The sequence below is a fragment of the Stenotrophomonas sp. 28608_Sma genome (assembly GCF_056486185.1).
The window spans coordinates 2,548,318-2,574,746 of sequence record NZ_CM151308.1 but is presented as its reverse complement, the minus strand read 5'-3'; the positions used below and the strand labels follow the sequence as shown (position 1 = coordinate 2,574,746).

23 protein-coding genes are annotated in these 26,429 nt (G+C 65.8%); 11 read left to right on the top strand and 12 right to left on the bottom strand.

Annotated elements, in window-relative coordinates; genetic code table 11:
* The first annotated feature begins 69 nt into the window (after window positions 1-69).
* Entirely contained in the window at window positions 70-744 is a 675-nt protein-coding gene (locus ACZLHH_RS12140) for a response regulator transcription factor (RefSeq protein ID WP_107431944.1), read from the top strand.
* Window positions 745-748: 4 nt separating this feature from the next.
* Here the strand turns inward: ACZLHH_RS12140 and ACZLHH_RS12135 are convergent, their stop codons facing one another.
* The 4 genes from ACZLHH_RS12135 to ACZLHH_RS12120 are packed head-to-tail and all read right to left on the bottom strand — an operon-like array spanning window position 749 to window position 7,685.
* The gene (locus ACZLHH_RS12135) at window positions 749-4,078 is read right to left on the bottom strand and encodes a hybrid sensor histidine kinase/response regulator (protein WP_180844298.1); all 3,330 of its coding nucleotides are present in this window, start codon (window positions 4,076-4,078) and stop codon (window positions 749-751) included.
* A 36-nt stretch (window positions 4,079-4,114) separates the two neighbouring features.
* Complete coding sequence (locus ACZLHH_RS12130) at window positions 4,115-4,591, bottom strand: MaoC family dehydratase (protein ID WP_180844297.1); 477 nt, start codon at window positions 4,589-4,591, stop codon at window positions 4,115-4,117.
* A complete protein-coding gene (locus tag ACZLHH_RS12125; protein WP_180844296.1) occupies window positions 4,588-5,466 on the bottom strand; it encodes an alpha/beta fold hydrolase in 879 nt (292 codons plus the stop codon). The genes ACZLHH_RS12130 and ACZLHH_RS12125 overlap by 4 nt, the downstream gene beginning before the upstream one ends.
* 32 nt (window positions 5,467-5,498) lie before the next feature.
* A complete protein-coding gene (locus ACZLHH_RS12120) occupies window positions 5,499-7,685 on the bottom strand; it encodes a TonB-dependent receptor (protein ID WP_258014035.1) in 2,187 nt (728 codons plus the stop codon).
* Window positions 7,686-7,882: 197 nt separating this feature from the next.
* Here ACZLHH_RS12120 and ACZLHH_RS12115 point away from each other — a divergent pair, with 197 nt between their 5' ends.
* Window positions 7,883-8,887 carry an extracellular catalytic domain type 1 short-chain-length polyhydroxyalkanoate depolymerase gene (locus ACZLHH_RS12115; protein WP_180844295.1) on the top strand — a complete coding sequence of 335 codons (1,005 nt, stop codon included), beginning with the start codon at window positions 7,883-7,885 and terminating at the stop codon, window positions 8,885-8,887.
* 58 nt (window positions 8,888-8,945) lie between these two features.
* On the opposite strand, the gene ACZLHH_RS12110 is transcribed toward ACZLHH_RS12115, so the two are convergent.
* The 3 genes from ACZLHH_RS12110 to ACZLHH_RS12100 all read right to left on the bottom strand — a co-directional run bounded on the left by ACZLHH_RS12110 (window position 8,946) and on the right by ACZLHH_RS12100 (window position 10,979).
* Window positions 8,946-9,800, bottom strand: coding sequence for an AraC family transcriptional regulator (locus tag ACZLHH_RS12110; protein WP_180844294.1), 855 nt, complete (start codon window positions 9,798-9,800; stop codon window positions 8,946-8,948).
* A 45-nt stretch (window positions 9,801-9,845) separates the two neighbouring features.
* Complete coding sequence (locus ACZLHH_RS12105; RefSeq protein ID WP_256200927.1) at window positions 9,846-9,968, bottom strand: hypothetical protein; 123 nt, start codon at window positions 9,966-9,968, stop codon at window positions 9,846-9,848.
* A gap of 138 nt (window positions 9,969-10,106) precedes the next feature.
* Window positions 10,107-10,979, bottom strand: a complete 873-nt coding sequence (locus tag ACZLHH_RS12100; RefSeq protein WP_440977600.1) for a hypothetical protein — start codon at window positions 10,977-10,979, stop codon at window positions 10,107-10,109.
* A gap of 259 nt (window positions 10,980-11,238) precedes the next feature.
* On the opposite strand from ACZLHH_RS12100, the gene ACZLHH_RS12095 reads away from it, so the two are divergent.
* The 4 genes from ACZLHH_RS12095 to ACZLHH_RS12080 all read left to right on the top strand — a co-directional run bounded on the left by ACZLHH_RS12095 (window position 11,239) and on the right by ACZLHH_RS12080 (window position 14,030).
* Window positions 11,239-11,400, top strand: a complete 162-nt coding sequence (locus ACZLHH_RS12095) for a hypothetical protein (protein ID WP_162292259.1) — start codon at window positions 11,239-11,241, stop codon at window positions 11,398-11,400.
* A gap of 75 nt (window positions 11,401-11,475) precedes the next feature.
* Window positions 11,476-12,177, top strand: coding sequence for a lasso peptide biosynthesis B2 protein (locus ACZLHH_RS12090; RefSeq protein WP_180844292.1), 702 nt, complete (start codon window positions 11,476-11,478; stop codon window positions 12,175-12,177).
* Between the two features lie 11 nt (window positions 12,178-12,188).
* Entirely contained in the window at window positions 12,189-13,379 is a 1,191-nt protein-coding gene (locus ACZLHH_RS12085) for an asparagine synthetase B family protein (protein WP_258014034.1), read from the top strand.
* Window positions 13,380-13,403: 24 nt separating this feature from the next.
* Entirely contained in the window at window positions 13,404-14,030 is a 627-nt protein-coding gene (locus tag ACZLHH_RS12080) for an asparagine synthase C-terminal domain-containing protein (RefSeq protein ID WP_258014033.1), read from the top strand.
* Here ACZLHH_RS12080 and ACZLHH_RS12075 read toward each other — a convergent pair.
* The 4 genes from ACZLHH_RS12075 to ACZLHH_RS12060 are packed head-to-tail and all read right to left on the bottom strand — an operon-like array spanning window position 14,027 to window position 19,962.
* Entirely contained in the window at window positions 14,027-14,737 is a 711-nt protein-coding gene (locus ACZLHH_RS12075) for an ABC transporter ATP-binding protein (protein WP_100468543.1), read from the bottom strand. The genes ACZLHH_RS12080 and ACZLHH_RS12075 overlap by 4 nt on opposite strands.
* Before the next feature lie 12 nt (window positions 14,738-14,749).
* A complete protein-coding gene (locus ACZLHH_RS12070) occupies window positions 14,750-16,105 on the bottom strand; it encodes an ABC transporter permease subunit (RefSeq protein ID WP_180844291.1) in 1,356 nt (451 codons plus the stop codon).
* Complete coding sequence (locus ACZLHH_RS12065) at window positions 16,102-17,565, bottom strand: DUF3526 domain-containing protein (RefSeq protein WP_180844290.1); 1,464 nt, start codon at window positions 17,563-17,565, stop codon at window positions 16,102-16,104. The genes ACZLHH_RS12070 and ACZLHH_RS12065 overlap by 4 nt, the downstream gene beginning before the upstream one ends.
* A gap of 6 nt (window positions 17,566-17,571) precedes the next feature.
* Window positions 17,572-19,962 carry a TonB-dependent receptor plug domain-containing protein gene (locus ACZLHH_RS12060; RefSeq protein ID WP_258014032.1) on the bottom strand — a complete coding sequence of 797 codons (2,391 nt, stop codon included), beginning with the start codon at window positions 19,960-19,962 and terminating at the stop codon, window positions 17,572-17,574.
* A gap of 113 nt (window positions 19,963-20,075) precedes the next feature.
* Between ACZLHH_RS12060 and ACZLHH_RS12055 the strand changes: the two genes are divergently transcribed.
* Both ACZLHH_RS12055 and ACZLHH_RS12050 read left to right on the top strand, forming a co-directional pair.
* Entirely contained in the window at window positions 20,076-21,728 is a 1,653-nt protein-coding gene (locus ACZLHH_RS12055; RefSeq protein WP_180844288.1) for an ABC transporter ATP-binding protein, read from the top strand.
* Window positions 21,729-21,832: 104 nt separating this feature from the next.
* On the top strand, window positions 21,833-22,984 hold the full coding sequence (locus ACZLHH_RS12050) for a serine hydrolase domain-containing protein (RefSeq protein ID WP_258014031.1): 1,152 nt from the start codon (window positions 21,833-21,835) through the stop codon (window positions 22,982-22,984).
* A gap of 26 nt (window positions 22,985-23,010) precedes the next feature.
* Here ACZLHH_RS12050 and ACZLHH_RS12045 read toward each other — a convergent pair whose 3' ends face one another.
* Window positions 23,011-24,258, bottom strand: a complete 1,248-nt coding sequence (locus ACZLHH_RS12045) for an arsenic transporter (protein ID WP_180844286.1) — start codon at window positions 24,256-24,258, stop codon at window positions 23,011-23,013.
* A gap of 245 nt (window positions 24,259-24,503) precedes the next feature.
* Between ACZLHH_RS12045 and ACZLHH_RS12040 the strand changes: the two genes are divergently transcribed.
* From ACZLHH_RS12040 to ACZLHH_RS12030, 3 genes are all read left to right on the top strand, one after another.
* Window positions 24,504-24,716, top strand: coding sequence for a hypothetical protein (locus ACZLHH_RS12040; protein ID WP_012511105.1), 213 nt, complete (start codon window positions 24,504-24,506; stop codon window positions 24,714-24,716).
* 24 nt (window positions 24,717-24,740) lie between these two features.
* A complete protein-coding gene (locus ACZLHH_RS12035) occupies window positions 24,741-25,262 on the top strand; it encodes a hypothetical protein (protein WP_258014030.1) in 522 nt (173 codons plus the stop codon).
* A gap of 114 nt (window positions 25,263-25,376) precedes the next feature.
* Complete coding sequence (locus ACZLHH_RS12030; RefSeq protein WP_180844284.1) at window positions 25,377-26,405, top strand: tetratricopeptide repeat protein; 1,029 nt, start codon at window positions 25,377-25,379, stop codon at window positions 26,403-26,405.
* The last annotated feature ends 24 nt before the right edge of the window (window positions 26,406-26,429 follow it).

The window sequence follows — 26,429 nt, the reverse complement described above, 5'->3', positions numbered from 1 at the left end:
CTTCCTGCTGCACCAGCGTACCTAGGTACCTGTTCCCGCGCGCACCCGATTTGATAATCTCGCCAGGACATGCCCACCCTGCTCATCGCCGACGATCACCCCTTGTTCCGCGCGGCACTGCATCGCGCGGCGGAAGAGGCGGTCGCCGATCTGCAGATCAGCGAAGCTGATTCGCTGGACAGCGTGCTGGAGGTGATCGAGAACCAGTCGATCGATCTGATGCTGCTGGACCTGCACATGCCGGGCAACCACGGACTGGCCGGGCTGGCCACGATCCGTGCGTTGCAGCCGGGCCTGGCGATCATCATCGTCTCCGCCAACGAGGAGCCGCAGGTCATCCGGCGTGCCATCGACCTTGGCGCCGCGGGCTATCTGCCCAAGAGCTCGGGTTTGAACGAGCTGCAGTCCGCGCTGCAGTCCGTGCTGGAGGGCGAGCGCTGGATCCCGGCGCTGCTGCGCGAACCGGTGGCACGGGTGGCGACGTTCAGCAGGGATGCCGACCTGGCCGCACGCCTGGCCAGCCTGTCGGCACATCAGTACAAGGTGCTGGGCCTGGTGGCCGAGGGCCTGCTCAACAAGCAGATTGCCGACCGGCTGGGCGTACAGCTGCGCACGGTCAAGGCGCACATGACACGCATCATGGAGCGGCTGGGCGTGCGCAACCGTGCGCAGGCCATCCGCGTGCTGCACGAAATGGGATTGGCCGATCCGTCCCGGCAGATCGAAGAACTGCCTGAGTCCTGACCGGTCAGGGCGTGGTGCTGGCCGCCAGCAGGTGGTTGATCGCCCAGCGCAGCGCCAACGGTTTGAACGGCTTGTTGAGCAGGGACAGCCCAACGCCGCGCACCGCCTCGCGCGTATCGCTGCCGGCATCCGCACTGAGGATCACCGTCGGACGCGGCCCATGCATGCCTACCAGCCGCTTCCACAGCGCAACACCGGTATCGCCATCATCCAGGTGATAGTCGAACAACCACAGCGCCGCCTCGTGCGCTGACGGTCCGATGTCATCGGCTTGGCCTGCCGCGATGACATCGCAACCCCAGGAAAGCAGCAGCTGCCGCATCGCCTCCAATGCGTCCGGGTCGTTGTCAACCACCAGCACGCGGACTCCCTTGAGCGCGCTACTGCCGGCCGCCGGCGGCGAGCTGCGCGGGGTGGCAGGGGGTGCTGCGCGTTGCACGCTGATCGAGAAGGCCGAGCCGTGCTCGGGCACGCTGCGCAGGTGCAGGGGTGCGTGCAGCAGGTCGGCGATGCGGTGCGCGATGGTCAAGCCCAGGCCCAGTCCCTGGCCGTTGCTGCGATCGACCCGGTGGAATTCCTCGAACACCACCGCCTGCTGCTCCGGAGCAATGCCGGGGCCGGTGTCATGCACACCGATCAGCAGTGCCTGTCCCTGGCGGCGCACACCGAGCAACACACCGCCATGGCGGGTGTAACGAATGGCATTGGCCAGGAAGTTCTGCAGCACCCGGCGCAGCAGCAGGGGGTCGCTATGGACCCAGGCCTGGCTCCGTACATGGCGGAACTGCAGGCCGCGCGCCGCCGCCAGTACCGCGAACTCCTGCGCGAGCGGATCGAGCACCGTCGACAGCGCGAACGGGCGTGGATCGGCCACCAACCCACCGGCTTCCAGTCGCGAGATATCGAGCAGGCCGGACAGCAGGTCATCGGTGGAATCCAGTGCGCCGCGGATCTGCCGCAGGAAACTGTCGAGGAACTCGGATTCGATGTGCTGCGACATCGCCTCGGTCAGCAGCTGGGCCGCATGCAGGGGCTGGATGAGGTCATGGCCGACCGCCGTCAGGAAGCGGGTTTTCGCCGCGTTCGCGCGCTCGGCTTCGTGCACTGCCCGTTCCAGCCGTGCGGTGCGGTCCTGCACGCGGCGCTCGAGGGTTTCGTTGCTGCGCTTGAGCGCTTCCTCGGCACGCCGGAAGGCGGTGACGTCGGTGAAGGTGGCCACGTAGCCACCGCCGGGCATCGGATTGCCACGGATCTCGACGATGGTGTTGTCGGGGAAGATCCGTTCGGACAGATGCGGCGTGCCACGCCGCATGTGTGCGACGCGACGCTGCAAAGCCTTGTCGCGAGTGTCACCAGGGCCGTCGCCGATCTTCAGTTCGGCCAGCGCCCACGCTGTCAGATTGACCACCGGCTGCCCGACCTGCAGCAACTCGGGCGGAAACTTGAACAACGCGGCGTAGCGGCTGTTCCAGGCCACCAGCTGCAGCTGCGCGTCGACCACGCTGATGCCCTGGCTCATGTTTTCCAGCGCCGCTTCCAGCAGGCGCTGGTTGAAGCGCAGCGCCTGGGTGGCTTCGCCTACAGCACGGGTTACCGCATCCAAGGGCGCGGCACCGCCATCGCGAGCGGCCTCCACCAGCAGGCGCGCCATGCCCGCGCCGACCACGGCGCTCAGTTCGCGTTCGATGGTGATGACCCGGTCGTCGTCCAGCAGCTGCCCGGCATGCCCATCCATCAGTTGCCGGGCCCGCTCCTGGCCGAGGAAGCGTCCGGCCGTCCTGCGCAGCGAGGCTGCCGCCACCGCATCCCGTCGTCGCGGCAACGAGGGACGCACCGCGCGCGACACCAGCGCAACCGTCAGCAGGTTGACCGCCAGACTGGCGCCCATGCTGATGGCGATATGGCCCGATTGCAGGCGCAGCGAGACCACGGACAGCCAGTGCAGGTCATCGGGCCCCGAGGCGGGGGGCGTGGCAGGGATCACCATCGGCAGCAGTACCAGCCACAACCAGGCCAGCGACCCCAGCACGATGCCGGCGATGATGGCCGGGGAGGGCGTGCGCGGGCGATACACCGCCAGCAGGACCGCCGGCGCCAGCTGCGAGAGGGCGGTGAAGGACATCAGGCCGAAATCGCTGAGTGCCTCGGTGTCACTCATCGCCCGGCTGTACAGCCACGCCATCAGGAACACGGCGAGGATGCCGGCACGGCGGAAGGCCAGCACGCGTGGACGCAGGTCGGCTGCCGCGGCACCGCCGGCAATGCCGTCCAGCAACCGTGAGCCGAAGCCATGGTTGCCGAGCATGATCGACAGGGTCAGCCCGGACAGGATCATCATGCCGGTGGCGGCGCTCAGGCTGCCCAGGTAGGCCAGCAGCGCCAGCAGGTGGTGGCCACCGGCCTGCGGCAGCGCCAGCACGTACAGGTCAGGTGACACCGATGCGGGCAGCTGCGCGGCACCGGCCAGCGCCATCGGCACCGACGGCAGCCCGATCAGCAGCAGGTAGACCGGGAACATCCAGCGCGCCGTCCTCAGGTCCGAGGTCTGGCGCAGCTCGACCACACCGACATGGAACTGGTGCGGCAGGGTAAACGCGGAGATCGCGCCCAGCGCGACCATGGTGAGATAGTCCGGCATGATGGCCGGCGGCGGTAGCTGTGCCATCTTTTCCAGCAGCGGCGTGCCCGCCTGGCGCACCGACAGCGCCGCATAGAGGCCAATGGCGAGCAGCGCCACCAGCTTCAATACCGACTCCAGCCCCAGCGCGACCACGATGCCACGATTGGGCTCGGTGGCCGATGCCTTGCGTGCACCGAACAGCAGGGTGAACGCGGCCATCGTCAACGCGAACCAGAACGACATGTCCAGCTGCGCGGCAGCAGGCGCGAAACGATCGCCCAGCAGGGCGCCCAAGCCCTGGCTGACAGCCTTCAACTGCAGGGCGATGTAGGGAATGATGCCGAACAGTGCCACCAGCGTGATGGTGAAGCCGAGGCCGCGATCGGCACGCAGTCGTGCGACGACCAGATCGGCGATGGTGGCACTGTTGTGCTGCTTGGCCAGCCGCCCCAGGCGGAGCAGGAACGGCAGGCCGAAGGCAAAGATCAACGCCATGCCGGCCAGGGTGGGTGGAATCGGGAAGCCCCATTGCAGGCCCTGCGAGGCGGCGCCGTAGTAGGTCCACGCGGTGCAGTGCACCGCAAGCGACAGCGCATAGATGAGCGGCCATGCCTTCGACAGCCGATGCCCCCGGCGTTCGCCCCAGAGCGCGACGCCAAACAGCAGTGCGGTCCATGCAATGCAGGCGAAGAGGACGATGGAGGGCGTCAACATCGCTCCAGTGTAGGGAGAGAACCGGGCAGGGTGGTGCTAGGGGGCGACCACGATCAGTGACAGCTGCTCAGCGACCAGTGCCAGCGCGCCATCGGCAACCCGTTCGACGGCCTTGCGCTGGGTCAGCAGCCACTGGCCGGGCTGGCGTGCGTCCAGTGACACCAGCTGCGAGCGTACCCGCACCCCGGACCCGCTCGGCACCGGTGCCAGGAAGCGGACCTTGTTCAAGCCGTAGTTGAGCACGTGGTCGATGCCGGGGAAGCCAGCGAGGGCGGCCACATCGTCCTGCACGGTGAGCGAGAGCAGCAGGAAACCATGCGCGATGGTCTGCCCGCCCGGCAGCTGCGCCTGCGCGCGGCCGGGATCGACGTGGATCCAGTTGTGGTCGCCGGTGGCGTCGGCAAAGGCATCGATGCGCGCCTGGTCCACGTGGGTCACGCCACTCACCCGCTCGCTGGCCGCCCACTGCTGCAACGCCTGCAGCGCGGGAGGCAGATTGCTCTCCGCACTCACGCCACACGCTCCAGCAAGGTCAGGATCGCGTCACGTGCCTCTGGCTCGGACAGCATCGGAGCGTGTCCCACATCCGGCACTTCCACCAGGCGGGCACTTTCCGAGGTGGCCGCCATCTGCCGCGCGACATCGGCCGGCAGGATGTCGGACAGCGCACCGCGCACCACCAGTACCGGCACCCGTGCGCTCAGCCCACGAACCGCACGCCACAGCACTGGCCGCAGCAACCACAGCAGCCAGGGACGTGTCGTTCGGATCACGGCCGGATCGTAATCCAGCTCCAGCAGCCCATCGCTGCGCGGGCGGAAGGTGCGCACCGCCATCTGCCGCCAGTCGTCGGTACTGAAGCGAGGGAACGCGGCCTTGCCGATGGATTCCACGTAAGCGGTGGCCTGCACCAGGTCCATCGGCGGCACCGGCTTGCCGGCGTACTTGCCGATCCGTGCCAGCGCCTCACGCGGCACCTTGGGGCCGGCATCGTTGAGCACTGCGCCCGCGATCCGCTCGGGCGCGCGCGAGGCGAGGGTGATGGTCACCAGCACGCCCAGCGAGGTGCCGACGAATACCGCCTTGGCGATGTTCTGCGAGCGCAGCAGCGCAACCATGTCATCCGCATAGGCACGCGGGTTGTAGCTGGACGGGTCATATGCGCGTTCCGAGCCTGCGCGACCGCGCAGGTCGACCGCGATCACGCGCCAGCCCTCGGCGGTGAGCACATCGGCAAGCGCATCGAAATCGGCGCCATTGCGGGTCAGCCCGGGAATGCAGACCACCGTGCCACGCGCTGCCTGCCCCGCATCGGGTGCATGGTCGCGCGCGTGCAGGCGCAACCCATCATTGCTGTTCCAGTACAGGTCGTCGTAAGACTGCGTCATGCAGAAGCTTCCTGGAGATCGTAACGGATGCGCTAGAAATCGTAACGGACGCTGAGGCTATATTGGCGTGGCGGACCATAGAAGCCAATCAGCGTGCCGACCGCCGGGATGTTGTAGCCGGTGGTGCGGTATTCCTTGTCGGCCAGGTTGGTGCCCTGCAGCGAGAAGGTCCACGCATCATCCAGGCGCCAGATGACGCCGGCATTGACCAGCCCGTAACCCTGCTGGCGGATCACCGGGCTCAGGTCGGTGGTCGGCCACACCTCGCTCTGGTAGCTGTAGCTCACTCGTGCCGACAGGTTGCTGCCATTGGCCAGGTCGGTGCGGTACTCCACGTTGAACGCGCCCGAGAACTCCGGCGCGTTGGTGAACTTCATCTGCCTGGCGACATTGACGCCACGATCCATGTACTCGTCGTACTTGGTGTCCAGCCAGGCCAGGTTGCCGGAGATCAGCCAGTGCTGGCTGGGCAGGTACTGGTACTCGACCTCCAGGCCCTTGACGGTACCCGCGCCGGCATTGGTGAAATCGCCGAAGAAGGAATCGTCGATGCCATCACCATTGGTATCCAGGCCGGTGAAGACCGATAGCTGGATGTCCTTGTACTTGTTGTAGAAGGCCGACAGATTGAGGAACAGGCGCTGGTCGAGGAAGGCCATCTTGCTGCCGACCTCGTAGCTGTCCACGGTCTCGTCATCGAACGGTTCGGCCGAGCGCGGCACGGCCACCGCGTTGGCGCGGATGTTGTAGCCACCGGACTTGAAGCCACGCGTGGCCAGGCCGTAGACCATGATGTCCGGAGTGATCTGGTAGTCCAGCGAGACCTTGGGCGAGACGTTCTTGAAGTTGGTCTTCTTGTCGAAGTCCGCGGTCACCGCCACCGGGCGGCTGAAGGCCGGGTCGGCGTACAGGCGGTTCAGCACGATCGCGCGCTTGTCCTCGTCGGTGTAACGGGCGCCTACATCCAGCTTGAGTTTGCTGGTCAGGTCGAAGGTCCAGTCCGCGTACAGCGCGATGCTGTCGGTCAACACCTTGCCCTGGTTGTCGGCGAACTGCGCACTGAAGTAGTTGTTCTGGATCTGGCCGCCAGCCTCGCCACTGAACTGGTACAGGCCGACCACACCGCGCACCCGGCCGCCGGCATCGTAGTTCAATTGCACTTCGTTGCTGACCTGGTCGTCGTGATAGGTGCCACCCACGTCGGCCAGCTTGACCGGCGCGGTATCGAAGTCGATGTTGGCCTCGCTGTCCGATTCACGCTTGGCGACCACGTACTTCAGTGCAATGTCGTCGTTCGGCCGCCAGTTCACCGTGGCCGAGGCACCCTTGCTCTCCACGTTGTTGAGGTTGCGCATGCCCGAGCGGATGTCGTAGCGGCTGTCCATCGGTGGATAGGCGCGCAGGAACGGATTGGGCGCCAGCATCTTCGAGCCGCGCATGCCGGACTGGTCGTCGATCCAGTCCAGTGCGAACTGCACGTCGAAGTCATCGCCCGCGTACGCGCCCAGGTTCAGGCGTGCCGCATTGATCTGCTTGTCACTGACCGGCTGGCCGTTGAAGGTGTTCTCGCCAAACCCGTCGTGGTTCATGCTGGCCACCGCCACACGGGCGCGCAGGCCACTGTCGGCGCCGCCAATCGGGCCGCCGATGGCCGCCTTCGCATCCAGCTGGCTGTAGTTGCCCACGGTGATCTGGGCGAAGCCCTCGGTCTGGGTGGGCAGGCCGCGCGAGATGTACTTGATCGCGCCGCCGATGGTGTTCTTGCCGTAGAGCGTGCCCTGCGGGCCGCGCAGCACCTCGATGCGCGAGACATCGAACACATCCAGCAGCGCACCCTGCGGGCGTGCGATGTAGACGTCATCCAGGTAGATGCCTACACCCGGATCGGCGCCCCAGGTGGGATCGGACTGGCCGATGCCGCGGATGTAGGCGGTGACCGTGCTGCTGGCGCCGCGCGCCGCGTAGATGGTCAGGTTGGGCACCTGCGCGTCCAGGTCGCTGATGTCCTGGACATTCATCTTGTCCAGCGCCTCGGAGGTAAAGGCGGTGACTGCCACCGGCACTTCCTGCAAGGTTTCCTCACGCTTGCGCGCGGTAACCTTGATGCTGTCCAGGTTGGTCGGCGAAGCGGATCTGCCTGCCGTCGGTGATTCCTGTGCCAGTACCGGCCCCGTGGCCAGCAGCGCGCCGATCATGAGACTCAAACAATTCCGTTTCATTCGGTCCTCCCCCAGGCATGAGCGTGCGGATGGCCCATTGCCACCCCTGCAGCCAAGGCTAGCGGTGTCATCGGCCAGCAGCGAGTGGACCTAGGTCCAGTCGGCAGCGGCCGGTGGATGCGGATACTGGGCGCGCCCCCAACCGGAAGCGGTCCCCGGTACTCCTTCATCCACGACTCACGCACGAGGATCAGGTCATGAAATCCGGAATCGATTCGATCAAGGCGGTACTGCTGGTGTTGTGCAGCTGGCTGGCGATGGCGGGCAGCGCGCTTGCCGCTGGCCCGGCCGGGCATTGGGATATCGGCCTGTACGGCAATCTGTTCGGCGCCCGCGAGTACCAGGTATGGGTGCCGGCCGGCTATGACGACAGCCGGCCGCTGCCGCTGCTGCTGGTGCTGCATGGCTGTGTGACCGGGCCGAACCTGATGGGCGAGGCGTCAGGCTTCAATGATGTGGCCGACACGGAGGGGTTCATCGTGGTCTACCCCCGGCAGAACGTCACCTCCAATCCGGCCCGCTGCTGGAACTGGCAGCTGCCGATCAACCAGGCCCGCGACAGCGGCGAAGCATCGATCCTGGCCGGCATCGTGGACAAGGTGAAAGCGGGCTACAGCGTGGATCCGCACCGGGTCTATGTCACCGGCATTTCCGCGGGCGGCGCGATGACCTCGATCATGCTGGCCTGCTATTCGGATGTGTTCGCTGCCGGCGCCATCCATTCCGGTGGCATGTTCAAGGGTGCGACCACGATTTCCGGTAGCGCCTATGCGTTGCTGGCCGGCAGCATCTATTCGCCGGACAGCAATGGCCGTCTGGCCTGGCAGTGCTCGGGATCGCCGTCGCCGCGACCGCTGCCGGTGCTGGTGTTCCATGGCAGCGCCGATCTCACCGTCAATCCGGTGAACGGCCAGCAGGCGGTGCGCCAGTTCCTGCAGACCAATGATCTGGCCGACGACGGCCTGGACAACGACTCGGTGAAGTACCTGCCGACCAGCACCTATCACGGCCAGGTGCCGGGTGGACGTGCGTATACGGTGGATACCTACGCCTACGGTGGCAGGACGCTGGTGCAGCACTATGTTGTGCAGGGCATGGGCCATGCCTGGAGCGGCAGCCAGTCCGGCCTGCCGTTCACCGACCCGAAGGGACCGGATGCCACGCTGATCACGTGGTTGTTCCTGAAGGATCAGCAGCGCTGAGTGATCGCTGCGCCCGGGCGCAGCCTGGGCGTGCCCTTGCCAGCCGCCGGGCGCACGATCAACCGCAGGCGGGCCACGCCCGCGGTTGATCGCCTGCGTCGGGCGCCTGCAGCCAGGCCCCGCGTTCGGCGAGGAAGCGCTTGGGCGGGGCGCCGACCGCCTTGCGGAACATGGTCACGAAGGCGCCAGCGCTGTCGTAGCCAAGGTCATCGGCAATGGACTGCACCGTCCTGCCCCTTGCCAGCATCGGCAGGGCAACCATCACATGCATCTGCCGCCGCCAGCGCCTCACGCTCAATCCGGTTTCAGCGCAGAACAGGCGGGACATGTTGCGCTCGCTCATTCCAATCCGGCCGGCCCACAGGTCGAGCGTTTCGCGCTCGGCCGGTGCAGCCAGCATGGCATTGGCCAGGGTGCGCAGTCGCGGCTCGGAAGGCATGGGCAGGTGAAGCCACTCCGGCGGCGCCGCAGCAAGCTCATCCAGCAGCACGGTCATCAGCCGGGCATGGGCGCTGCCGTCCTCGTACTGCAGCGGCAGGCGTGCGGTGCGTTGCAGCAGGGCATGCATGAACGGGGTGATCGCCATCGCGAAGCAGTGGGCTGGCAATCCCGGAACCGCCTCGGGATCAATGAACACGACGAACCCATGGGGTTTTCCGCTGCTGCTGGCGCGGTGGGTCAACCCGCCGGGAATCCAGATCGCCCCCTGCGGCGGCACCACCCACAGGCCGGCTGGCGACTCTAGCGTGATCAGGCCATGCGTGGCCACCAGCAGCTGCGCTTTCCGATGCGAATGAAAGTCCATTTCCCACGCATCCGGGATCGGGTCCAGTTCGAACACCATGACCGTCTGCGCGACCCGATCCGGGTAATCGGCGCCCACGTCATTGCGCCCGGCAACCGCCTTGGTCACGCCTGCACCTGCGCAACCCTGGTCGGCCGGGCGCCACAGCGTGCCTCACTCCTCATCACGGGCCTGCCCGGGTTCATGTCGGTGCCAGACGCAGATGAATCCCATCAGGACGTGAATGATGGGCAGACTGCTGTGTGTTGCTTCAGTGGCGGGGGCGGTGTCATTCATGCGGGCATCCTCTGGAACCGAGGAGGGGAAGCGTATTCGGCGGGCCGGAGACCGTCATTCGACAGTTCCGCCAGGTGATTCACCAATCCGGCCATCTCTGTCGACGTGGCCCCAGGGAAGGGAGGGTTCGGCCCAGGATTACAGCGCCGGAACCGCGATCCTCTGCAGGTCGAGCGTGGCCCGCAGGGCGTAGTGCTTGCGGGTGACCGGCACGACGCAGGTCAGGCGGGGATCGACATAGTCCTTGAACAGCGGCGGACGCGGGGAAGACAGGTAGAACCCGCGATCCTGCTTGACCGCCGCCGGCAGCAGAACCTCGCTGAGGTCGCTGTCGGAGGCATCGGTGACGAGGCAGGGCGCATGGCGGAACCCGAGCCGGCGCAGCAGGTACAGGCGATGGGAGCCATTGGTCAGCACAATGCGCCTGCCGAACCGGGTGGCGCTGATCAGGTTGTCACTGAAACCCAGATAGATGACGACGGCGTGGCTGGCTGCGCCGAACGGCTCGTAGTCGGCGATGGCAGCCGGATCGAGGGTCGCCACATCGAGGAAGCGCAGGTCGTTCGAGGTGGACGCGAAGGTGTAGCTGCCATCGGACTGGGTGAAGCGCACTTCCGGATGTGCATGGCTGCCGCTGCGCGCGACAAGGTGCATGACCTCCTGCGCGCTGGGCGAGGCGGTCAGGGATGCCGCCAACTGATCGATGTGACGCAGGTTGATGCACTCCTGGAAGATCACCAGTCGATCGATCTCGACCATCTGCCAACTGCGTGGCAGAACACTCGTCATCCGGTGCATCGAGGGTTGTCGCAGCGCCTGCTCAGCCAGCGGCAGCATCTCATCCGGCAACGCATGGACATTGATGGCTTCGGCCTCACCGGCTTCCTCCTGCTGTAACTTGGGCACCTCGGCACGTGCCGTCCGCCATTCCTCCACCAGCGCAGCCTCGTCGAAGCGTCCCGGTGGGCAACGCTCCCGTACGAAACGGATGAGCTTCGGCAAGGGAAACATCCCTTTCAGCAGAAGCGTGGGATCCAGGCCGTCGTCTCTGATCTCGCTGCTCATCCCTCTCGCCTCTCGTAGGTCCTATCGACAACGGGCCACTGGCGTCATTCGTCACGCCAAAATAATATGTTATATCGTAACATTTGGGTGCCTTGGCGGCAATCGCCCTGCAATGTCGCGGCGATGGTGGCTTGGCTGCTCCGTATCCAATGCAACGCGATCCAACGCAATGCGCGGGTACATCCACTGACGATAGGAGATGTTCATGAACGAGCTGATTGAGCTGGGTGTAGTGGCAGGACAGCAGAACCCTGAGGATCAGGGCATGGGTGGCGAACTGATCGAGCTGGGCTCGGTGGTTTCGGAAACGAAGGCGCACAACCACGGCACGTTGTGGGATGGCGTGTTCCCGACCACGTCGCCCTGATCTACCGCGCAATGTCGCATCTGCGGTGCATGCCCTGCATGCACCGCTTCTCCGGTTCCGGCGCAGGAGCGCATGATGGAGCAGGCTGCCGCCCCGTATTTCCTGTCAAAGCACGCCCACGTCTGTGTCACCGGCGATGCGATGGTGATTCTGGACCAGGCCACGGGAAAGTATCTTTCCCTCGAAAAACGCGGCGCCGCAGGCCTTGGCAAGCTCGTTCTCGATTGGCCCCTGCAGGCCGATGACGCAAGCACGCCAAGGCTTCTGCAGGCCTTGATCGACCGCCGCTTGATCACCGCGGATCCGCAGCAGGGGAAATCCGCTGCCAGCCCTGCCATTGCGCTGCCTCGGTACTGGGCGCGCGAAGGCGCGCCGCGAGGCCGTCCGCCCATCATGGCGCGCGACCTGCGTCGATTCATCGCCTCGTGCGCCCATGCCGCCTGCAGCAGAACGTTCCTTCCTTTCAGTTCCACGGTGTCGGCCGTGCGCCGTCGGGCGGATCGCGGCCACAGCCGGCCGGTAAGCGCTGAAGAACTGGCCCTGCGGGTGCGGGTGTTCGACTGGCTTCGACCCCTGGCCTTCAGGAAAACCGATGAGTGCTTTCTCTACTGCCTGGCGATGCGCGGATTCCTGTCGAACTACGGCATCGTTCCGGCCTGGGTGTTCGCCGTCAGAACCCAGCCGTTCGCCGCGCATTGCTGGCTGCAGTATGGCGATCAGGTGCTGACCGACATTCCCTTCAACCTGCGCCGGATGGTTCCCATCCTGGTGCTGTAACGAAACCTGCCATGTACCGATACCTCGCCGTGCTCTGGAACACCCACTCGGAATCCGCGACAGCGCAGGCGGAACGGATCGTGGAAAGGATCGGCGCCAGGCTGCCCGGCATCGCCTGCGTGATGAACGGCAATGGCGCAGCGATCCATGCGCAGAGTGACAACCACGGCTATTTCGAATGCCGCCGTGCGAACTCCCTGGTAGTACTCGGCAAGCTGTTCCACAAGGATTTCGGCGCAGGCACCGTGCCTGGGTGCGCTAACCTGGATGCCGAAACAGCGGACGACGCCTGCAGCAGCCAGGGCCGCAGCATCGTAGAACACTACTGGGGCCGCTACGTGGCGTTCGGCTTCCAGCAGGAAACGTCGAGCTGGTTCGTCCTGCGCGATCCCACTGCGGAGATCCCGTGCTATATGACCACGGTGGGCCAGTTGACGCTGGTCTTCTCCAACATGGAAGACTGCCTGATGCTGGGTCTGCGCGAATTCAGCGTTGACTGGTCCTTCCTGTCGTACTCGCTGCTGTACCCGTTTCGTGATGGCCTGCAGACCGGCTTCGAGGAGGTCACGGCGGTCGAAGCGGGTGAAGCGGTTTCAATCCGCGATGGAGAGCCGGTGGGCCGGCACTGCCAGTGGGACGTGGTGCGGCTGGCCCGCGACGCGCCGATCGAAGATCTTCAGGAAGCCGTGTCGCTGGCGCGTTCCACGCTGCTGGGCTGCATCGGTGCACTGGCCAGCCCGCACCGGCGCATCCAGCTGCAGCTGTCGGGCGGGCTGGATTCCTCGATCATCCTGGCCGGCCTGTTGCAGGCGCCGTCGGCACCGGAGGTGACGTGTGTCCACCACTACGATGATGGCATCGGTGCCGACGAGCGGCTGTTCGCGCGGATGGCAGTGCAAGGGGCCAGTGATTCCTCGGGCAGGCGTTGCGAGTACATCGAGTATCGAAGGCAACCTCACTGCGCGCTGGAAGAGATCATGACCTTCCCGCGTACAGCCCGGCCGGCGCATTGTTCCGGCTATCTTCTCCACCGCCGTGACGTGGCCTTCGACGGTGACACCGTGCAGTTCACCGGCGTTGGCGGTGATGCGGTGTTCCTGCGTTTCAAGGGCAATGCCGCTGCGATCGACTACGCCTGGCGGCGCGGCATCGACCGGGATTTCTTCCGCGTCGCCTTCGAAACCGCGCAGTCCGGCGATTGACTGTACGGGGTGCTGAAGGATGCGATGGTCCATGGTCTGCTCAAGCGGCCAGGCAGCATCAATGGCCGTTGGGGCAAGCCCTGCCCATGGGTGCGGGTGGACCGCGCCGAACAGAATGGCATGCAGCCGGCCTGGTTGCGGCATGCGCAGGCGCAGGGGCATCGCGTATCACCCTACAAGCTGGCCCATATCGGCCGCATGGTGTTTCCGACCAGCGTCCTTGATCCCCTCGAAGGTGCAGGCCACTGGCATGGCGTATCGCCGATCAGTGCGCAGCCGCTTGTCGAACTGTTCGCGCGCATTCCGCTGCACCTGCTCATCGCGGACGCGGAAGACCGCACCATCGCGCGGCGTGCAATGAAAGGCCTGTTGCCGGAGGTGCTGCTGTCGCGGAAGGTGAAATCCTATCTGGATGATCACTCCGTGGCGGTCACCCAGGGGCACCAGCAGTTCATCAGGAATCTTCTGGTCGATGGAATGCTGGCCAGGCGCGGCTATCTCGACAGCGCGCTGGCCGATGCCGGCATCCAGCAGGTCGGCCCGGACCACTCGTCGCAGGTGCTCGGCATCTTCGGCCCGCAGATCAACATCGAAGCGTGGCTGCGGCGCTGGTCCGGCCAACGTGGCGCGCAGGCGGCCGCCGTGGCCTAGGCGCTGCGGCTCATTTCTTCCAGGTACAGGCTCTCAAGATCGTTCGCGGTGATCGTGCTGGCATCAAGCGTTCTGCGCAGGCGGCCGGCCCGCATCAGGCCGATCGTGGTCGCCACCTCACGGGCACGGAACAGATCGTGGGTGGCCATCAGGATCGCTGTGCCGCGATCGCGTTCCCGCACGATCAACTCATGGAATTCGGCTGACGCCGTAGGGTCCAGGCCCGAGGTGGGTTCATCCAGCAACAGAGCCCTGGCTTCCTTGACGATGGCCAGTGCGATGCCGACCTTCTGCCGCATGCCCTTGGAATAAAGGCCCACGCGTCGCCCGAATGCGTCGGTCGCCAGCCCGGCCGATCTGAGCGCGTCCTTCAGCCGCGCCGGCGAGCGCTCCTCGACACCGGCCAGGCGGGCGAAGTAGTCCAGATTCTCGTAGCCGGTCAGCTCGTCGTACAGCGCCACGGTCTCGGGGATGTACAGCAGCCGCCGGCGTACCTCCTGCGGCTGCTGGTGCGCACTGAGACCGTCCACTTCGGCCGCACCGGAGGTGGGTTTCAGAAAGCCAAGGAACAGCTTGATGGTGGTCGACTTGCCGGCTCCGTTGGCGCCCAGCAGGCAGAAGATCTCGCCGGGCTTCACCTCGAAGCTGACGTCATCCAGCGCCCGATGTGCACCGTGTTCCATGACCAGGCTTTTTGCAGACAGCATGCGGACGTCTCCTCAGGGCGTTGCCAGCCGGCTGCGCAATGCACCGGCTGCAAGCAGGACAAGCAGGGTGGCAATGATCAGTGCGGCGAGATCGGCCAGGACACCACGTTGGGCGACGCCGGCTGTTTCGTGGAACTGGAAGCGGGGCAGGGTGTCGTACTCTTCGAAGGTCTGCGGCGCGTCACGATCCAGATAGGCCTTGTGCAACAGCCGCCGCGCCTGCCAGAAGGAGTGGACCTGCCCCTGGAAGTCGAGCGCGCGGTCGGCATCCGAGCCTGCGATGCGGTCGAGCGCGTCCTGTGTCACGACGGCCGGCAGCAGCAGCCGCACCTTGTCCAGAACCTGGCGATGTGCGGCCTCGGCCTGCGCATGCGAGGCGATCAGACGTTCCAGTTCCCGGTCAGCTGCAACCCGATCGGCGTAGGCCTGGCGCACAGTGTCGGAGATGACGGGGGGCGGCAAATTCACTGGCGCCGACGTCGCATGCTCGCGCCGCTGGCGCGTGGCGATGTCGGACTGCATCGCCTTTACTTCGGTGGCGAACTGCATCTGTGACGGCGGCGGCGCGATCAGATTCACCGTGGCCAGCGCCAGCGACGGCGCCATGACCACGATCAGCAGCCACAGCGCGCCGGCGGCGATGGCCGCCTCGGTGGTGCGCCGGGCAAGGCAGCCGATCAGCAGTGCAAGGGCCAGCCAGAACGCGCCGTACAGGAGGACGGTCAGGGCCAGCATGGCCAGGCCCGCAGGACTGCGCGCGCCGGCCCCGATCGTCACCGCAAGGAGGATGGCCAGTGCGGGCAGCAGCACCATCAGGCCACGGGCCAGCACCTTGACCACCAGCAGACGCGTTGCCGACACCGGCTGTGACAGCACCAGCGCCGCGATGCCGCGCTCGCGCTCACGTGACCACAGATCGTGGGTGGCCACGAGAATGACCAGCGGCAGCAGGAAGACGATGACGAAGGCGAGGTCGAACCGTCCCGCAGCCCGTGCCGCTGGATTGCCGATGTCGGCCCAGACGTGCTTGAGCATCAGGGTCGGATCGCCCAGCGCGACCACATCGGCGGTGTAGGGGTAGTCGTCTGCCTGGCCGATCGACAGCGTTGCCATGGCGGCGGGCGCCAGCACCGGCTGGGCGCGGGGCAGCACCGAGGGCGCCTTGCCGACGAATGCCCGGCTGCGTTCCTTCGTCTGTTGTTCTTCCTGCTTGATCAGGGCGATGGCCGCCTCGCGCTGGTCCACCCACGCGCGGCCGTTCCACGCGGCGTAGGCACCCAGCCCGAGCAGCAGGACAAGCAGCACCGGCAGCGCTCGATCGCGCAGCAATCGGCGGATCTCATAGCGGGCAATCGACACAACGTTCATGGCGATCTCCCCAGCTTCCGAGCGGAGATGAGCACCACCACGCAACCCAGCATCAGCCAGACCAGCAGAATGACGAGATTTCCGCGCTGCGCGGTAGCGGTACCGGCCAGGGTCTGTTGCGGCGGCCGGTAGTGCACTGAACGGGTGATGCCGGCGATGTCGGCCACATGCTTCCCGCCTTGTGGTGCCTTGTGCAGTTTCACTTCCTGGTTGAGTGCCTGGATCAACCGATAACGGTAGTCCTCCACGCCGCGCAGGAACGCCAGATGCGCCGGGAAATCCGTGCCGGAGAAGGCGCGCGACCAGGACTGCAGCGCCAGCGTCGGCGAGGCAAGGCCAAACAGGCGCTGGGTGGCGTCCTGCTGCTGGTAGGTGGCATGCAGGCGATCGAAATGGCGGTTGTAGACGCGCGTCGAGTTGGCCTCGGCAAACTCAAGCGCCACACCGCGGAAGTTCAGCGGCAGGTCGTCAACGCTGTCGACCCGGTAGCGCGCCATCAACCCCGTGCGCAGGGCATCAAGGCGTTTGTCGGCCGGGTCATGGCCATCCGCGCCGTTCTCCGCTTCTTCGGTCACGCCGGTCCTGAACGCCGGTGCCGAAGGGGTCGGGTACAGGGATTCGGCAACCGCAGGCGCCACCCTCGGCAGCAGCAGCGTGGACACCACCCAGAAGCCGAGCAGCACGACCAGTGACGTCCTTGCCGAGCCGGCAAGTGCCGACACCCCCACGGTAAGTGCACAGAACACCAGCAGATAGAGCAGGTAGGCGGCCGCCAGTGCGAGCAGGGCGGCAAGATCCGTGGCGTCGCCGTACTGGATGGACAGCCCCGGAAGACTGATCAGCAGCATGGCCAGCACCAGCAGCAGCGAGGCGGCCGCCAGGGCAATCAAGCGTCCACAGATCAGCACGCCGGCCGAGGCACCGGTGCCGAGTTCCTGGCGCAGCGTCTCGCGGGCCACATCGCCGGACAGTGTGGCGAACCCGGCGAGGATGATCAGCAGCGGCGCCACCACCTGCAGCGCCCACGCCGCAGAGAAGCCCTCGAAGCGGCTGAGTGCGGTGCCACCATCCACGGCACGGTGCCGGGCCGGGTTCTGCGCGTGGCCTTCGATGAACACCGAGGTTCCCAGGTAGTCCGTCAGCCCCGGGTCCAGTGCAGCCAGTGGCCGCACCGGGGCAGCAACGGCACGCCCCACATGTGCGGCGCTATGCGGGTCGATTGTGCCCTGGCTGTCCCAGAGCCGCGCCTCTTCCTCGCTCATTGCCTGGCGCTCCTGCGCCTGCAGGGTCAGGCGTGCAGCACCACCGAGCACCGATGCTCCCGCAATCAGCAACAGGGCAAGGGCGAGCCACAGCACGCGCCGCTCGCGCCACATCAACGTGAGCTGGGTTGCCGCAACAGCAAACGCCTGCTGGATGGCCATGACGGACCGGGACAGGGCAGGGGCTTCGGTGCGCATGGCGGCTTACCAGCGGTGCGTCAGCGTCATGGACAGGAAGCGACCCAGCGCTGTTGCATTGGTGGGGTCATAGCCGGTGTTGATGCTGTTGACGATGAACGGCGGATCCCGGTCGAGCAGGTTCTGCACGTTGAACGCAAGCGAGGTGCCACGCTGCGGGTCCGCCGATGCACCGAAGTGGTAGGCGAGGTTCAGATCTACGGTCGTCCAGGAGCTGACGTGGGGCCGGGCGACATTGGCGGGGTCGCGATAACTGTCCACGTAGTTCACGAAGATCCCCGCCGCGGCCTGCTGCCGGCTCAGCGCGATGCCAACGCGCATCTTGAGGTCCACCGGGTAGTAAACCGAATTCACCGCATCCACCTCGGGCGACGTACTGGTCACGCGCCGCTTCGACTCGATGATGTACTGCCCGGCCAGGTTCAGCCCGATGTGGGTCTGGCCGGCATCGAAGCCATAGGATCCGCTGAAGTCGACACCACGCTGCCGGGTGAAGGCGTTGTTGCGGAAGCGGTTGTCGAGGATCACCTGGCTGTTGGTTTCGTCCATGCCTGGCGGCAACGCATACGGCCCCACGCGCGAGACGAACAGGCCCAGCCCCGATACGCCCAGCTGGCGTGCCTGCTGGATCTGCTGCTGCGTGGGATTGGTGGTCAGGATGTCTGCGTAAGGTGCGGTGGACTGCAGGAACAGCGACGGGAAGCTGCCGCCGAAGCCGCTGCCGATACGGTCGGCGTATTCGATGTGGTAGTAGTTCGCATCGATCTTGAGCCCCGGCAGCGACGGCGGCGCGAACGAGAAACCGCCGGTCCAGGTCTTGGCCCGTTCGGGGCCCAGATCGGGATTGCCATTGGAGAGCATCATCAGGATGGTGTTGCCGTTGGCTGCGCTCGGATTGGGCACGTTCGCCACCACCACGGTGTTGTTCAACTGCATGTCCTGGTACACCGGCGCCCGGTAGGAACGACCATAGCTGGTACGGAACGAAAGCCCCTGGGTCGCCTCCCACAGCAGGCCGAGCTTGGGGTTCAGCGTGGAACCGAAATCGCTGTAGTCGTCATAGCGCGCTGCGGCGGTCAGGGACAGGCTGCGCACGCCCGGCAGATCCTTCAGCAGCGGAACGTTGAGCTCGGCAAAAGCGGACCTCACGGTACGCTGCAGGTCGAGTGGCTTTTCCAGGCCGCGGTGATCGATCAGTTCATAGCCATCGCGGCGATAGCCCGCGCCGAATGCCGCGCGAACCCCACCGGCGGGCAGGCTGAACAGCTCACCGTCGGCGACCAGGTCCAGGTAACGCGATTCGGAGTTCGTATCGGTCGGTGGCGCCGTACTGGCCGAACTGCCGGTGATGGTGGTGCGCTGATAGGACACATCGCTCCTGCCGAACCCGGAATTCAGGCGCGCCTGCCACCCGCGTGGAAGATCCAGGGTGAGTCCCGCGAACAGGTCGAACTGGCGCGTATGCGGGAACAACCGGGTTTCGTCGGCCGTGCCGGAAATGGTGGTGTCCATCTCGCGCTTGGCGAACGAGCCGGTCACGTTCAGGGTCAGCACATCGCTGAGCTGCTGCACGCCGTCCACGTACAGGCTGTGGCGCTTCGAACCGGGGTAGAGGTCGTACGGCTTGACCCGCACGTTCTTCGAGAAATCCTTGTCCACCGCCGGCAGGTTGCTCTGCTTCAGGAACTCGTAGCTGGCCAGCACATGGCCACCATCCCACGACCAGCCTGCCGACTGCGAGGCCTGGTATTCCTCCATGCCGCCGGTGGTCACGGCGCCGTAGCGCACAGCGGTCTCATACCCGGTGAAGTCGCGGCGCAGGATGATGTTGACTACACCGCCGACCGCATCGGTGCCATAGATGGCCGAGGCACCATCGGTGAGGATCTCCACGCGTTCCACCGCACTCAGCGGTATCAGCGAGACATCCACGTACTGGTAGCGGTTCGACGAGGTCACGCGGTGGCCGTTGATCAGGGTCAACGTGGTGCCGGTTCCCAGACCGCGCAGGTTGATGGCGGTGCCCTGGCCGAAGTTGTTGCCGGTATCGCGGTCGACGCCAAGGTTGGCGACGTTGGCACCATTGGCGCCACCGCCGAAGTTCTGCGGCAGTTTCTCGAACAGCTGCTGCACGGTGGCCACGCCGGTGCGGTCGATGGCCTCCTTGTCGATCACGATGATCGGGGATGCGCCGCCGCCAATGGCATCGCGGATGTTGCTGCCTACCACCAGCACCTTGTCGAGGGTGGCGGTCGGCGCCTCGGGCGCTGCGCCTGCGGCCCGCGAACGCCGGGCATCGCCGGGGTTCTGGGCGATCGCAGGCACGCTGGCCAACAGTGCAGCGGCAATGCTGAGGGCCATGAGCGCGCGTGGCATGGCAGCGGATACGTTCGTCATTCCCCGGTCCATCGATCCCATCCGAAAGTGGCCTGCGACGTGGCGACGTCGCTCCTGAATGGATATGTTATAGCATATCATTCAAGGGTGGAGTCCACGCCGGAACAAGGCCGATGAAGAAGACTGCTGTTCCGCCGCCCGTCGCTGAAATCCTGGGCGCGTACTGGAAGGCTGACCGCAGGCTGCTGCTGCTCATCGCCGGCAGTGTCGTGCTGTCCAGCCTGGCCAGCGTTGCTGCGCCGTACCTTTTCTCGCGCCTGATCGACCGGTTGCCCATCGACGGGGTCGGCGCTCTCGCGGGCGGCTTCCTGCTGTATGCGGTCATGCTTGGCGCTGGCAGCGCCCTGCAGAACACCGTGCAGTACCTGTCGTTCCTCAGCGGCGAGAATCTTGGCTTCATCACCAGTACCCGCTACTTCGCCCGTCTGCTGAAGAAGACCAACAGCTTCTTCCTGGAGTACAACGCCGCCGAGCTGCAGGTTGCAGGGGAGAAGGGCCGTGGCGCGCTGAAGATCGTGGTGCAGTTGGGGCTGGTGGCCTTCATTCCCAGCGCGCTGCAGATCCTGCTGACGCTGATAACGTTGGGTGCGTTGATCAACCTGCAGGTGGTGGCCATCGTGCTGGCCTACGGCACAGTAGCCGTCACGCTTTCCGCCATCGCTACCCGGCGCGCACGCATCCATCGCGAAGCTGCGGTCGAGGCCGGCCAGCAGAACGCGCGCTTCGTCGGCAATGCCATGAATGCCATGGAGACGCTGCGCCAGTTCGGCGGCAGCGCCTGGATGGTGCAGCGCTTCGAGCAGAAGGCCCAGGAGGTGCGCGACAGCTGGCGCGCCTACGTACTGCAGCGGATCGGCTTCATTGCGCTGCTGGGCATCGGCCTGGCGGTCGAGTTCATCGTTACCTTCCATCTGTTGCTGCCGCGCTACCAGAGCGGCGGTCTGAGCGTCGGCGACATCGTCCTGTTCAATCTGCTGCTGCTCCAGCTCAACATGCCGTTCGAGATGATCGCCCGTTCGATCGATGACGTCGCGCGCTCGTGGAGCATGCTGGCTCCGCTTTCCACCTTGTGGGCGGCGCCCGAGGAGCAGCAGGCAGCCGATGCCCAGCGCTTCGCCGGGGAAAGCGGTCGCCTGGCGTTCCAGCAAGTCAGCCACCGCTATGGCAACGGTCGCGGGGTAAGCGATGTGTCCTTCGAGGCCGAACGTGGCGGCATCAATTTCCTGATCGGGCCGACCGGGGCAGGGAAGTCGACGCTGTTCAAGCTCGCCCTGAAATCGATCGATCCCCAGCGTGGCCGGATCCTGGTCGATGGCCTTGACCTGTCCTGGATCGACCGTGCGGCCTGGCATGCCGCTGTCGCGGTGGTTCCGCAGGATGTCATCCTGCTCAACGAAAGCCTGGCCGACAACATCCTGCTCGGGCGCGCGCGTGATGATGATCGGCTGCGGCATGCCGCACGCAAGGCTGCGATCCTGCCGTTGATCGAGGCGCTGCCCGAGGGGCTGGAAACCACGGTGGGCGAGCGGGGCCTGAAGTTGTCCGGCGGGGAACGCCAACGCATCGCGATTGCCCGTGCACTGTATGGCGAGCCGGCGATCCTGTTTCTGGACGAGGCAAGCTCCGCGCTGGATGAGGCCACCGAACGCGAGATCATGGACCATATCCGCGCACTGGCGAACGATGTAACCGTGGTGGCCATCACCCATCGGCGAGGCATCGTGAGCCCGACTGACCGGGTGATTGATCTCGGGGGCGATGCTTAGGGCCAGGAGGCGCTCCGCAGCCAGCGTGTTCGTCTCGACAATCGGCTATCGTGAGCGCTCTTTCCTGATCGCCCTTCAAGCGCCAACGCATGGAAGCCACTTCGATGACCGTTCGAAACAGACGTTGGTTTCATGCCTTCGTCGTGTCCGTCGTACTCCTTGGTGCCGGATGCACGGGCGGGAAGGCGCCATCGAAGGAACCGGGGGCAGAGATCGACGAGGTTGCGGAGACCCTGATCGAGCAGCCCTTGCTGCACTCGGCCTCCATTGGCGTGGTGTACCGGGGCAGGACCTTCATCCGCCATCGCGGCGATATGGTGGCCGGTACAGCCGGCGCGCCGTCCGATGCCACGCTCTATGAGATCGGCTCACTGAGCAAGACGCTGGCCGGCACCTTGATGGCCAATGCGGTGCTGGAAGGCAGGGTGGGCCTGGAGGATGACGTTCGCACGTACCTGCAGGGCGACTATCCCAACCTGCAGTACCAGGGCCAACCCATCCGCGTCCGCCACCTGCTGTCGCACACCAGTGGCCTGCCGAACATGCTGCCGGAGCGCGCGAACACGGTACTGGAGGACTTTACCGATCACCGCACGCCGGGCGAACTCAATGCGCTCTACGCGCACTACGGCAAGACGGATTTCCTCCGGGACCTGCACGCCGTACAGATCCCGCGGATGCCAGGCAAGGAGTACGCCTACTCCAGCGCAGGGACCGAGCTGGCGGCGCATGTTCTGGAGGTGGCCTACAAGACCGACTACGCGTCACTGCTGCGTGGCTTCTTCAGCGACTCCGCGGCGATGACCGGCCTCCGGATCAGGCTGGATGATGCCGAAGCGCCGCGGTTGGCGGCCGGCTATCACAGCGACAATCCCGTACCGACCACGCCGATGCCACAGTTGCCATGGGGCGCTTCCGGCAACGTCAAAGCAACCGTCCCGGACATGGTGAAGTACCTTCAGTTCCAACTGGCCAATGGGCCGGTGGTAAAGCAATCGCATCGCGCCCTGGCCAGATTCGACGACGAGTTCAGCATCGGCTACTTCTGGAACATCGTCGCCGGCGATCGCCAGAAGGGCGTCTACTATGCCCACCACGGTGGCGTACCGCGCTCACAGTGCTACATCTACATCATGCCGGAGCACGATCTGGGCATCTTCGTGATCACCAACCAGAGTGGCGACCAGACCGCGCATGCCATGGAAGCGGCGATCGATGCCCTGGTCGGGAAGATTGCTGCAAGCGAGACCCCATAGTCCGGGTGGCGCCCGGCAGCGCCCGACTAGAGCAGCAACAGCGCCCCGATCAGCGCAGGCGGCATCACCAGCGCACCGACGCGCAGGAAGTCGAGCGCGCTGACATGCTCGCCCTCGCGGCGCAGCGCCACCAGCCACAGCATCGTGGCCAATGAGCCGGTCACCGACAGGTTGGGGCCCAGGTCCACGCCGACCAGCAATGCGGCGCGCGTCTGTGCCGGCAGGTCGGCCATCTGGCCCAGCGAGCCTACGGCGAGGCCGACCGGCAGATTGTTGGCCACGTTGCTCAGCAACGCCGCCGCGCCACCGGCCAGCCAGCTGGCCTGGTGCGGTGATGCCTGCGCCACGGCCTGCAGCGCGCTGGCCGCCGTCTGGATGACACCGGTCTGTGCTACCGCTTCCACCAGCACGAACAGGCCGGCCACCAGCGGCAGTACGCCCCATGACACATGGCGCAGCAGCGGCAACGGACTGCGCCGCTGGCGCATCGCCACCACTGCCACGCTCAGCGTGCCTGCGCAGAACGTGGCCAGGCCGAGCGGACCGTTCAGTGCGGACGTCACCAGCAGCACGGTGCCGGTGAACAACACGCCCAGCGCGCTCAGCCGGCCACCTTCGGTCAGCGGGCGATGCGCCGGCGCCGCCACCAGCGGCTGCGCGATCTCGCGCCGATGCACCCAGCGCAACACCAGATAGGTGGCGCCGATCGCGGCCAGTGACGGCAGCGCGAACTGTGCCAGCCACTGCATCAAGGGCGGCATGTGCTGGCCGTACACCACCAGGTTGGCCGGGTTGGAAATGGGCAGCACGAAGCTGGCCGCATTGGCGATGAACGCACAGACGAACAGATAGGGCAGGGGGTTGGCACGGGCCGCCTTGCAGGCTGCGTAGACCGCCGGGGTCAGCACCACCGCCGTGGCATCGTTGGAAAGAAACACGGTCACCAACGTGCCGACCAGGAACACCAGGTCGAACAGGCGTCGTCCCGAGCCGCCTGCGTGGCGGACCGCGTACAGCGCCAGCCAGTCGAACAGGCCCTCGCGCCGGGCCAGCTCGGCCAGCACCATCATGCCGACCAGGAACAGATAGACATCGCGGCCCTCGGCCACCGCGTGCAAGGTCCTGCCGAACGACACCGCTCCCAGCAGTGGAAGCAGAAGGGCAGCCCCCAGTGCCCACACATATTCCGGAATGCGGAACGGCCGGAACAGCAGGCCGACGGTGGCAACGGCCACGGCCGCCCAGATGAGGAAAGAGGAGTAGGAAACGAGCATCGGGCGGGGTGTCTCAGCGGCGCCGACGCGTACCTCGCAGGAGCGCGCCCGCTGCAATCACGGCAGTTCGGGGAAGGCGGCATCATACTCCGTGAGCCGCGCCCGAGCTGTGGAGCCCAGCCCATGCTTGTCTGCTTGCCGCGTGCCCCCGGCACCCACGCTCCGCGAACGTTTTCTTCGGGCGCTCTTCACCGTCGCTCCGCTTAGAGTGAAGGCCACTCAAAGTGTCACGCATGGAATCAACGATGTCCGAATACCGGGACTGGATCTTCAATGCCAACGGCCGAACCCTGGTGGCCCGGGTGGAGCTGGATGGCGACGGCGGCGGCACCATCAACCGCTACCAGTTGACTCCGGGTCCCGCGCAGTCCGGGCTGTGCATCAAGGTAGCCTCGCAGGCCGAAGCCGCAAAGAAGCTCGAAACCGAGGTGGAGAAGCTGCTCGGCCCAGAGTGGTGAGAGGGCTTCGCTACGGCAGAAGCGTTGAGAGGTCGCCAGCGCAAATCCGCAATCTCATTCCATGCGACGGCCGACCGTATTCTTCGGGCCATGCATTCACCCTCCAGCCCTCCCGATTTCATGACCGCTACCCGGCCCTCCGGCTGGGTGCAGAGCGGTGACCGCTGGGACCTGTGGTGGAACGGCCGCTGTGTGGCCAACGTCGTGCCGCATGCCGTGCTCGGCGTCCGCCTGTTCCTCGACGCGCGGAAAATGTCACAGACCAAGGTGGTGGCTGCCGCGAATGCGCGGCAGGCCAAGCGCTACGCCGAACGCTGGTGCGCCGCCCGGCTCTGCCCGCAGTTGCGGTTGCGCGATGCGGTGGCGCGGCTGTTGGATGCCGGTACTCCACCACCTTCCGCGCTCACGCGGGAGCAGCGGCAGCAGGCCCGCCGCCTGGCCGAGGCCGGGTCGCGCGAGATGGGCCGGATCAAGGAGGCGCTGGCGCTGAGACGGACCCCTGCGATGTCGCGAGCGCAGGAGCAGGCACGCCCGCTACCCAGATAGAACCTCGGCCACGTGGTCCTGCGCGCACCTATAATGCCGCCCCCGGCCCCGATCACTTGCTGACCAAGGCACCTGCCGGGTCTACCTGCGGCATCCATCTGGAGTTGATCAAGAATGCAGACGTTCACGGAAGAATGGATTGGCGCCCTGCGGCGCGTCGCACTCTGTGCGGGACTGGCTGCCCTGGCCTGCAGCACGCCGGCACTTGGCAATGACAACGCAGCCGAGCGGGATCGCGTGATGGCTGCGGCGAAGGCCGGCAACGCGGAAGCCCAGAATGAACTTGGGGACAGGTATCTGCGCGGCGCAGGCGTCGACAGGGACGCAGCGAAGGCAGCGGACTGGTACCGCAAGGCGGCCGATCAGGGCTATGCGCCGGCACAGTCCATGCTGGGTGTGCTGTATCTGCGAGGCAATGGCGTGCCGAAGGATTCCGCTCAGGCCCTGCACTGGGTACGCAAGGCTGCCGATCAGGGCAATGCGGACGCACAGTCCGATCTCGGGATCATGTACCTGCAGGGCCTGGGCCCGCAGCAGGATGATGCCCAAGCTGTCCTGTGGCTCCGCCGAGCCGCTGAACTCGGCTCGCCGGCCGGGCAGTACAGCCTTGCCAATCTCTATCAGAAGGGACGCGCCGGCCTCACGAAAGACGAGGCCCAGGCCATGCAGTGGTATGCCAGGGCAGCCGTGCAGGAGCTCGGCCTGGCGGGAGTCAAGGAGGCCCGTCTGGAGCTGTGCCTGAATCGCAAGGAGAACGAGGTATGGTGTGCCGAGATGGACACGCCCGGCGCATTTGGCCCGGTTGAAGCACTCACAGCGGCTGCCGATGGCGGTGATGTGGAGGCGCAGACCAGGCTCGCCCTGATGCATGCCAAGGGTATCAGCGTAGAGAAGGATGAGGCACGATCCGCCGACCTCTATCGCAAGGCGGCTATGGCGGGCTACGCGCCTGCACAGGCCGAGCTGGGATACCTGTACTCCATCGGGCATGGGGTGCCCAAGGACCAGGATGAGGACATCTACTGGACCTGTGAGGCTGCAGCGCAGGGAAATCGCAGGGCGATCCGTAATCTGGCCATCAAGCAGACCTACGATCTGTTCGATCCGAAGGAGTGCCCCGAGCGACGCGCGCGCAAGCGCTGAGTGCCGATGCGTCCGGACCCCGCA

Bases quoted from the DNA above. Each gene is read 5' to 3' on its own strand.
- ACZLHH_RS12140 (WP_107431944.1), top strand. From the start codon at position 70: ATGCCCACCCTGCTCATCGCCGACGATCACCCCTTGTTCCGCGCGGCA.
- ACZLHH_RS12135 (WP_180844298.1), bottom strand. From the start codon at position 4,078: ATGTTGACGCCCTCCATCGTCCTCTTCGCCTGCATTGCATGGACCGCA.
- ACZLHH_RS12125 (WP_180844296.1), bottom strand. From the start codon at position 5,466: ATGACGCAGTCTTACGACGACCTGTACTGGAACAGCAATGATGGGTTG.
- ACZLHH_RS12120 (WP_258014035.1), bottom strand. From the start codon at position 7,685: ATGAAACGGAATTGTTTGAGTCTCATGATCGGCGCGCTGCTGGCCACG.
- ACZLHH_RS12115 (WP_180844295.1), top strand. From the start codon at position 7,883: ATGAAATCCGGAATCGATTCGATCAAGGCGGTACTGCTGGTGTTGTGC.
- ACZLHH_RS12105 (WP_256200927.1), bottom strand. From the start codon at position 9,968: ATGAATGACACCGCCCCCGCCACTGAAGCAACACACAGCAGTCTGCCC.
- ACZLHH_RS12100 (WP_440977600.1), bottom strand. From the start codon at position 10,979: ATGTTTCCCTTGCCGAAGCTCATCCGTTTCGTACGGGAGCGTTGCCCA.
- ACZLHH_RS12095 (WP_162292259.1), top strand. From the start codon at position 11,239: ATGAACGAGCTGATTGAGCTGGGTGTAGTGGCAGGACAGCAGAACCCT.
- ACZLHH_RS12090 (WP_180844292.1), top strand. From the start codon at position 11,476: ATGGAGCAGGCTGCCGCCCCGTATTTCCTGTCAAAGCACGCCCACGTC.
- ACZLHH_RS12085 (WP_258014034.1), top strand. From the start codon at position 12,189: ATGTACCGATACCTCGCCGTGCTCTGGAACACCCACTCGGAATCCGCG.
- ACZLHH_RS12080 (WP_258014033.1), top strand. From the start codon at position 13,404: ATGGTCCATGGTCTGCTCAAGCGGCCAGGCAGCATCAATGGCCGTTGG.
- ACZLHH_RS12075 (WP_100468543.1), bottom strand. From the start codon at position 14,737: ATGCTGTCTGCAAAAAGCCTGGTCATGGAACACGGTGCACATCGGGCG.
- ACZLHH_RS12070 (WP_180844291.1), bottom strand. From the start codon at position 16,105: ATGAACGTTGTGTCGATTGCCCGCTATGAGATCCGCCGATTGCTGCGC.
- ACZLHH_RS12065 (WP_180844290.1), bottom strand. From the start codon at position 17,565: ATGCGCACCGAAGCCCCTGCCCTGTCCCGGTCCGTCATGGCCATCCAG.
- ACZLHH_RS12060 (WP_258014032.1), bottom strand. From the start codon at position 19,962: ATGACGAACGTATCCGCTGCCATGCCACGCGCGCTCATGGCCCTCAGC.
- ACZLHH_RS12055 (WP_180844288.1), top strand. From the start codon at position 20,076: ATGAAGAAGACTGCTGTTCCGCCGCCCGTCGCTGAAATCCTGGGCGCG.
- ACZLHH_RS12050 (WP_258014031.1), top strand. From the start codon at position 21,833: ATGACCGTTCGAAACAGACGTTGGTTTCATGCCTTCGTCGTGTCCGTC.
- ACZLHH_RS12045 (WP_180844286.1), bottom strand. From the start codon at position 24,258: ATGCTCGTTTCCTACTCCTCTTTCCTCATCTGGGCGGCCGTGGCCGTT.
- ACZLHH_RS12040 (WP_012511105.1), top strand. From the start codon at position 24,504: ATGTCCGAATACCGGGACTGGATCTTCAATGCCAACGGCCGAACCCTG.
- ACZLHH_RS12030 (WP_180844284.1), top strand. From the start codon at position 25,377: ATGCAGACGTTCACGGAAGAATGGATTGGCGCCCTGCGGCGCGTCGCA.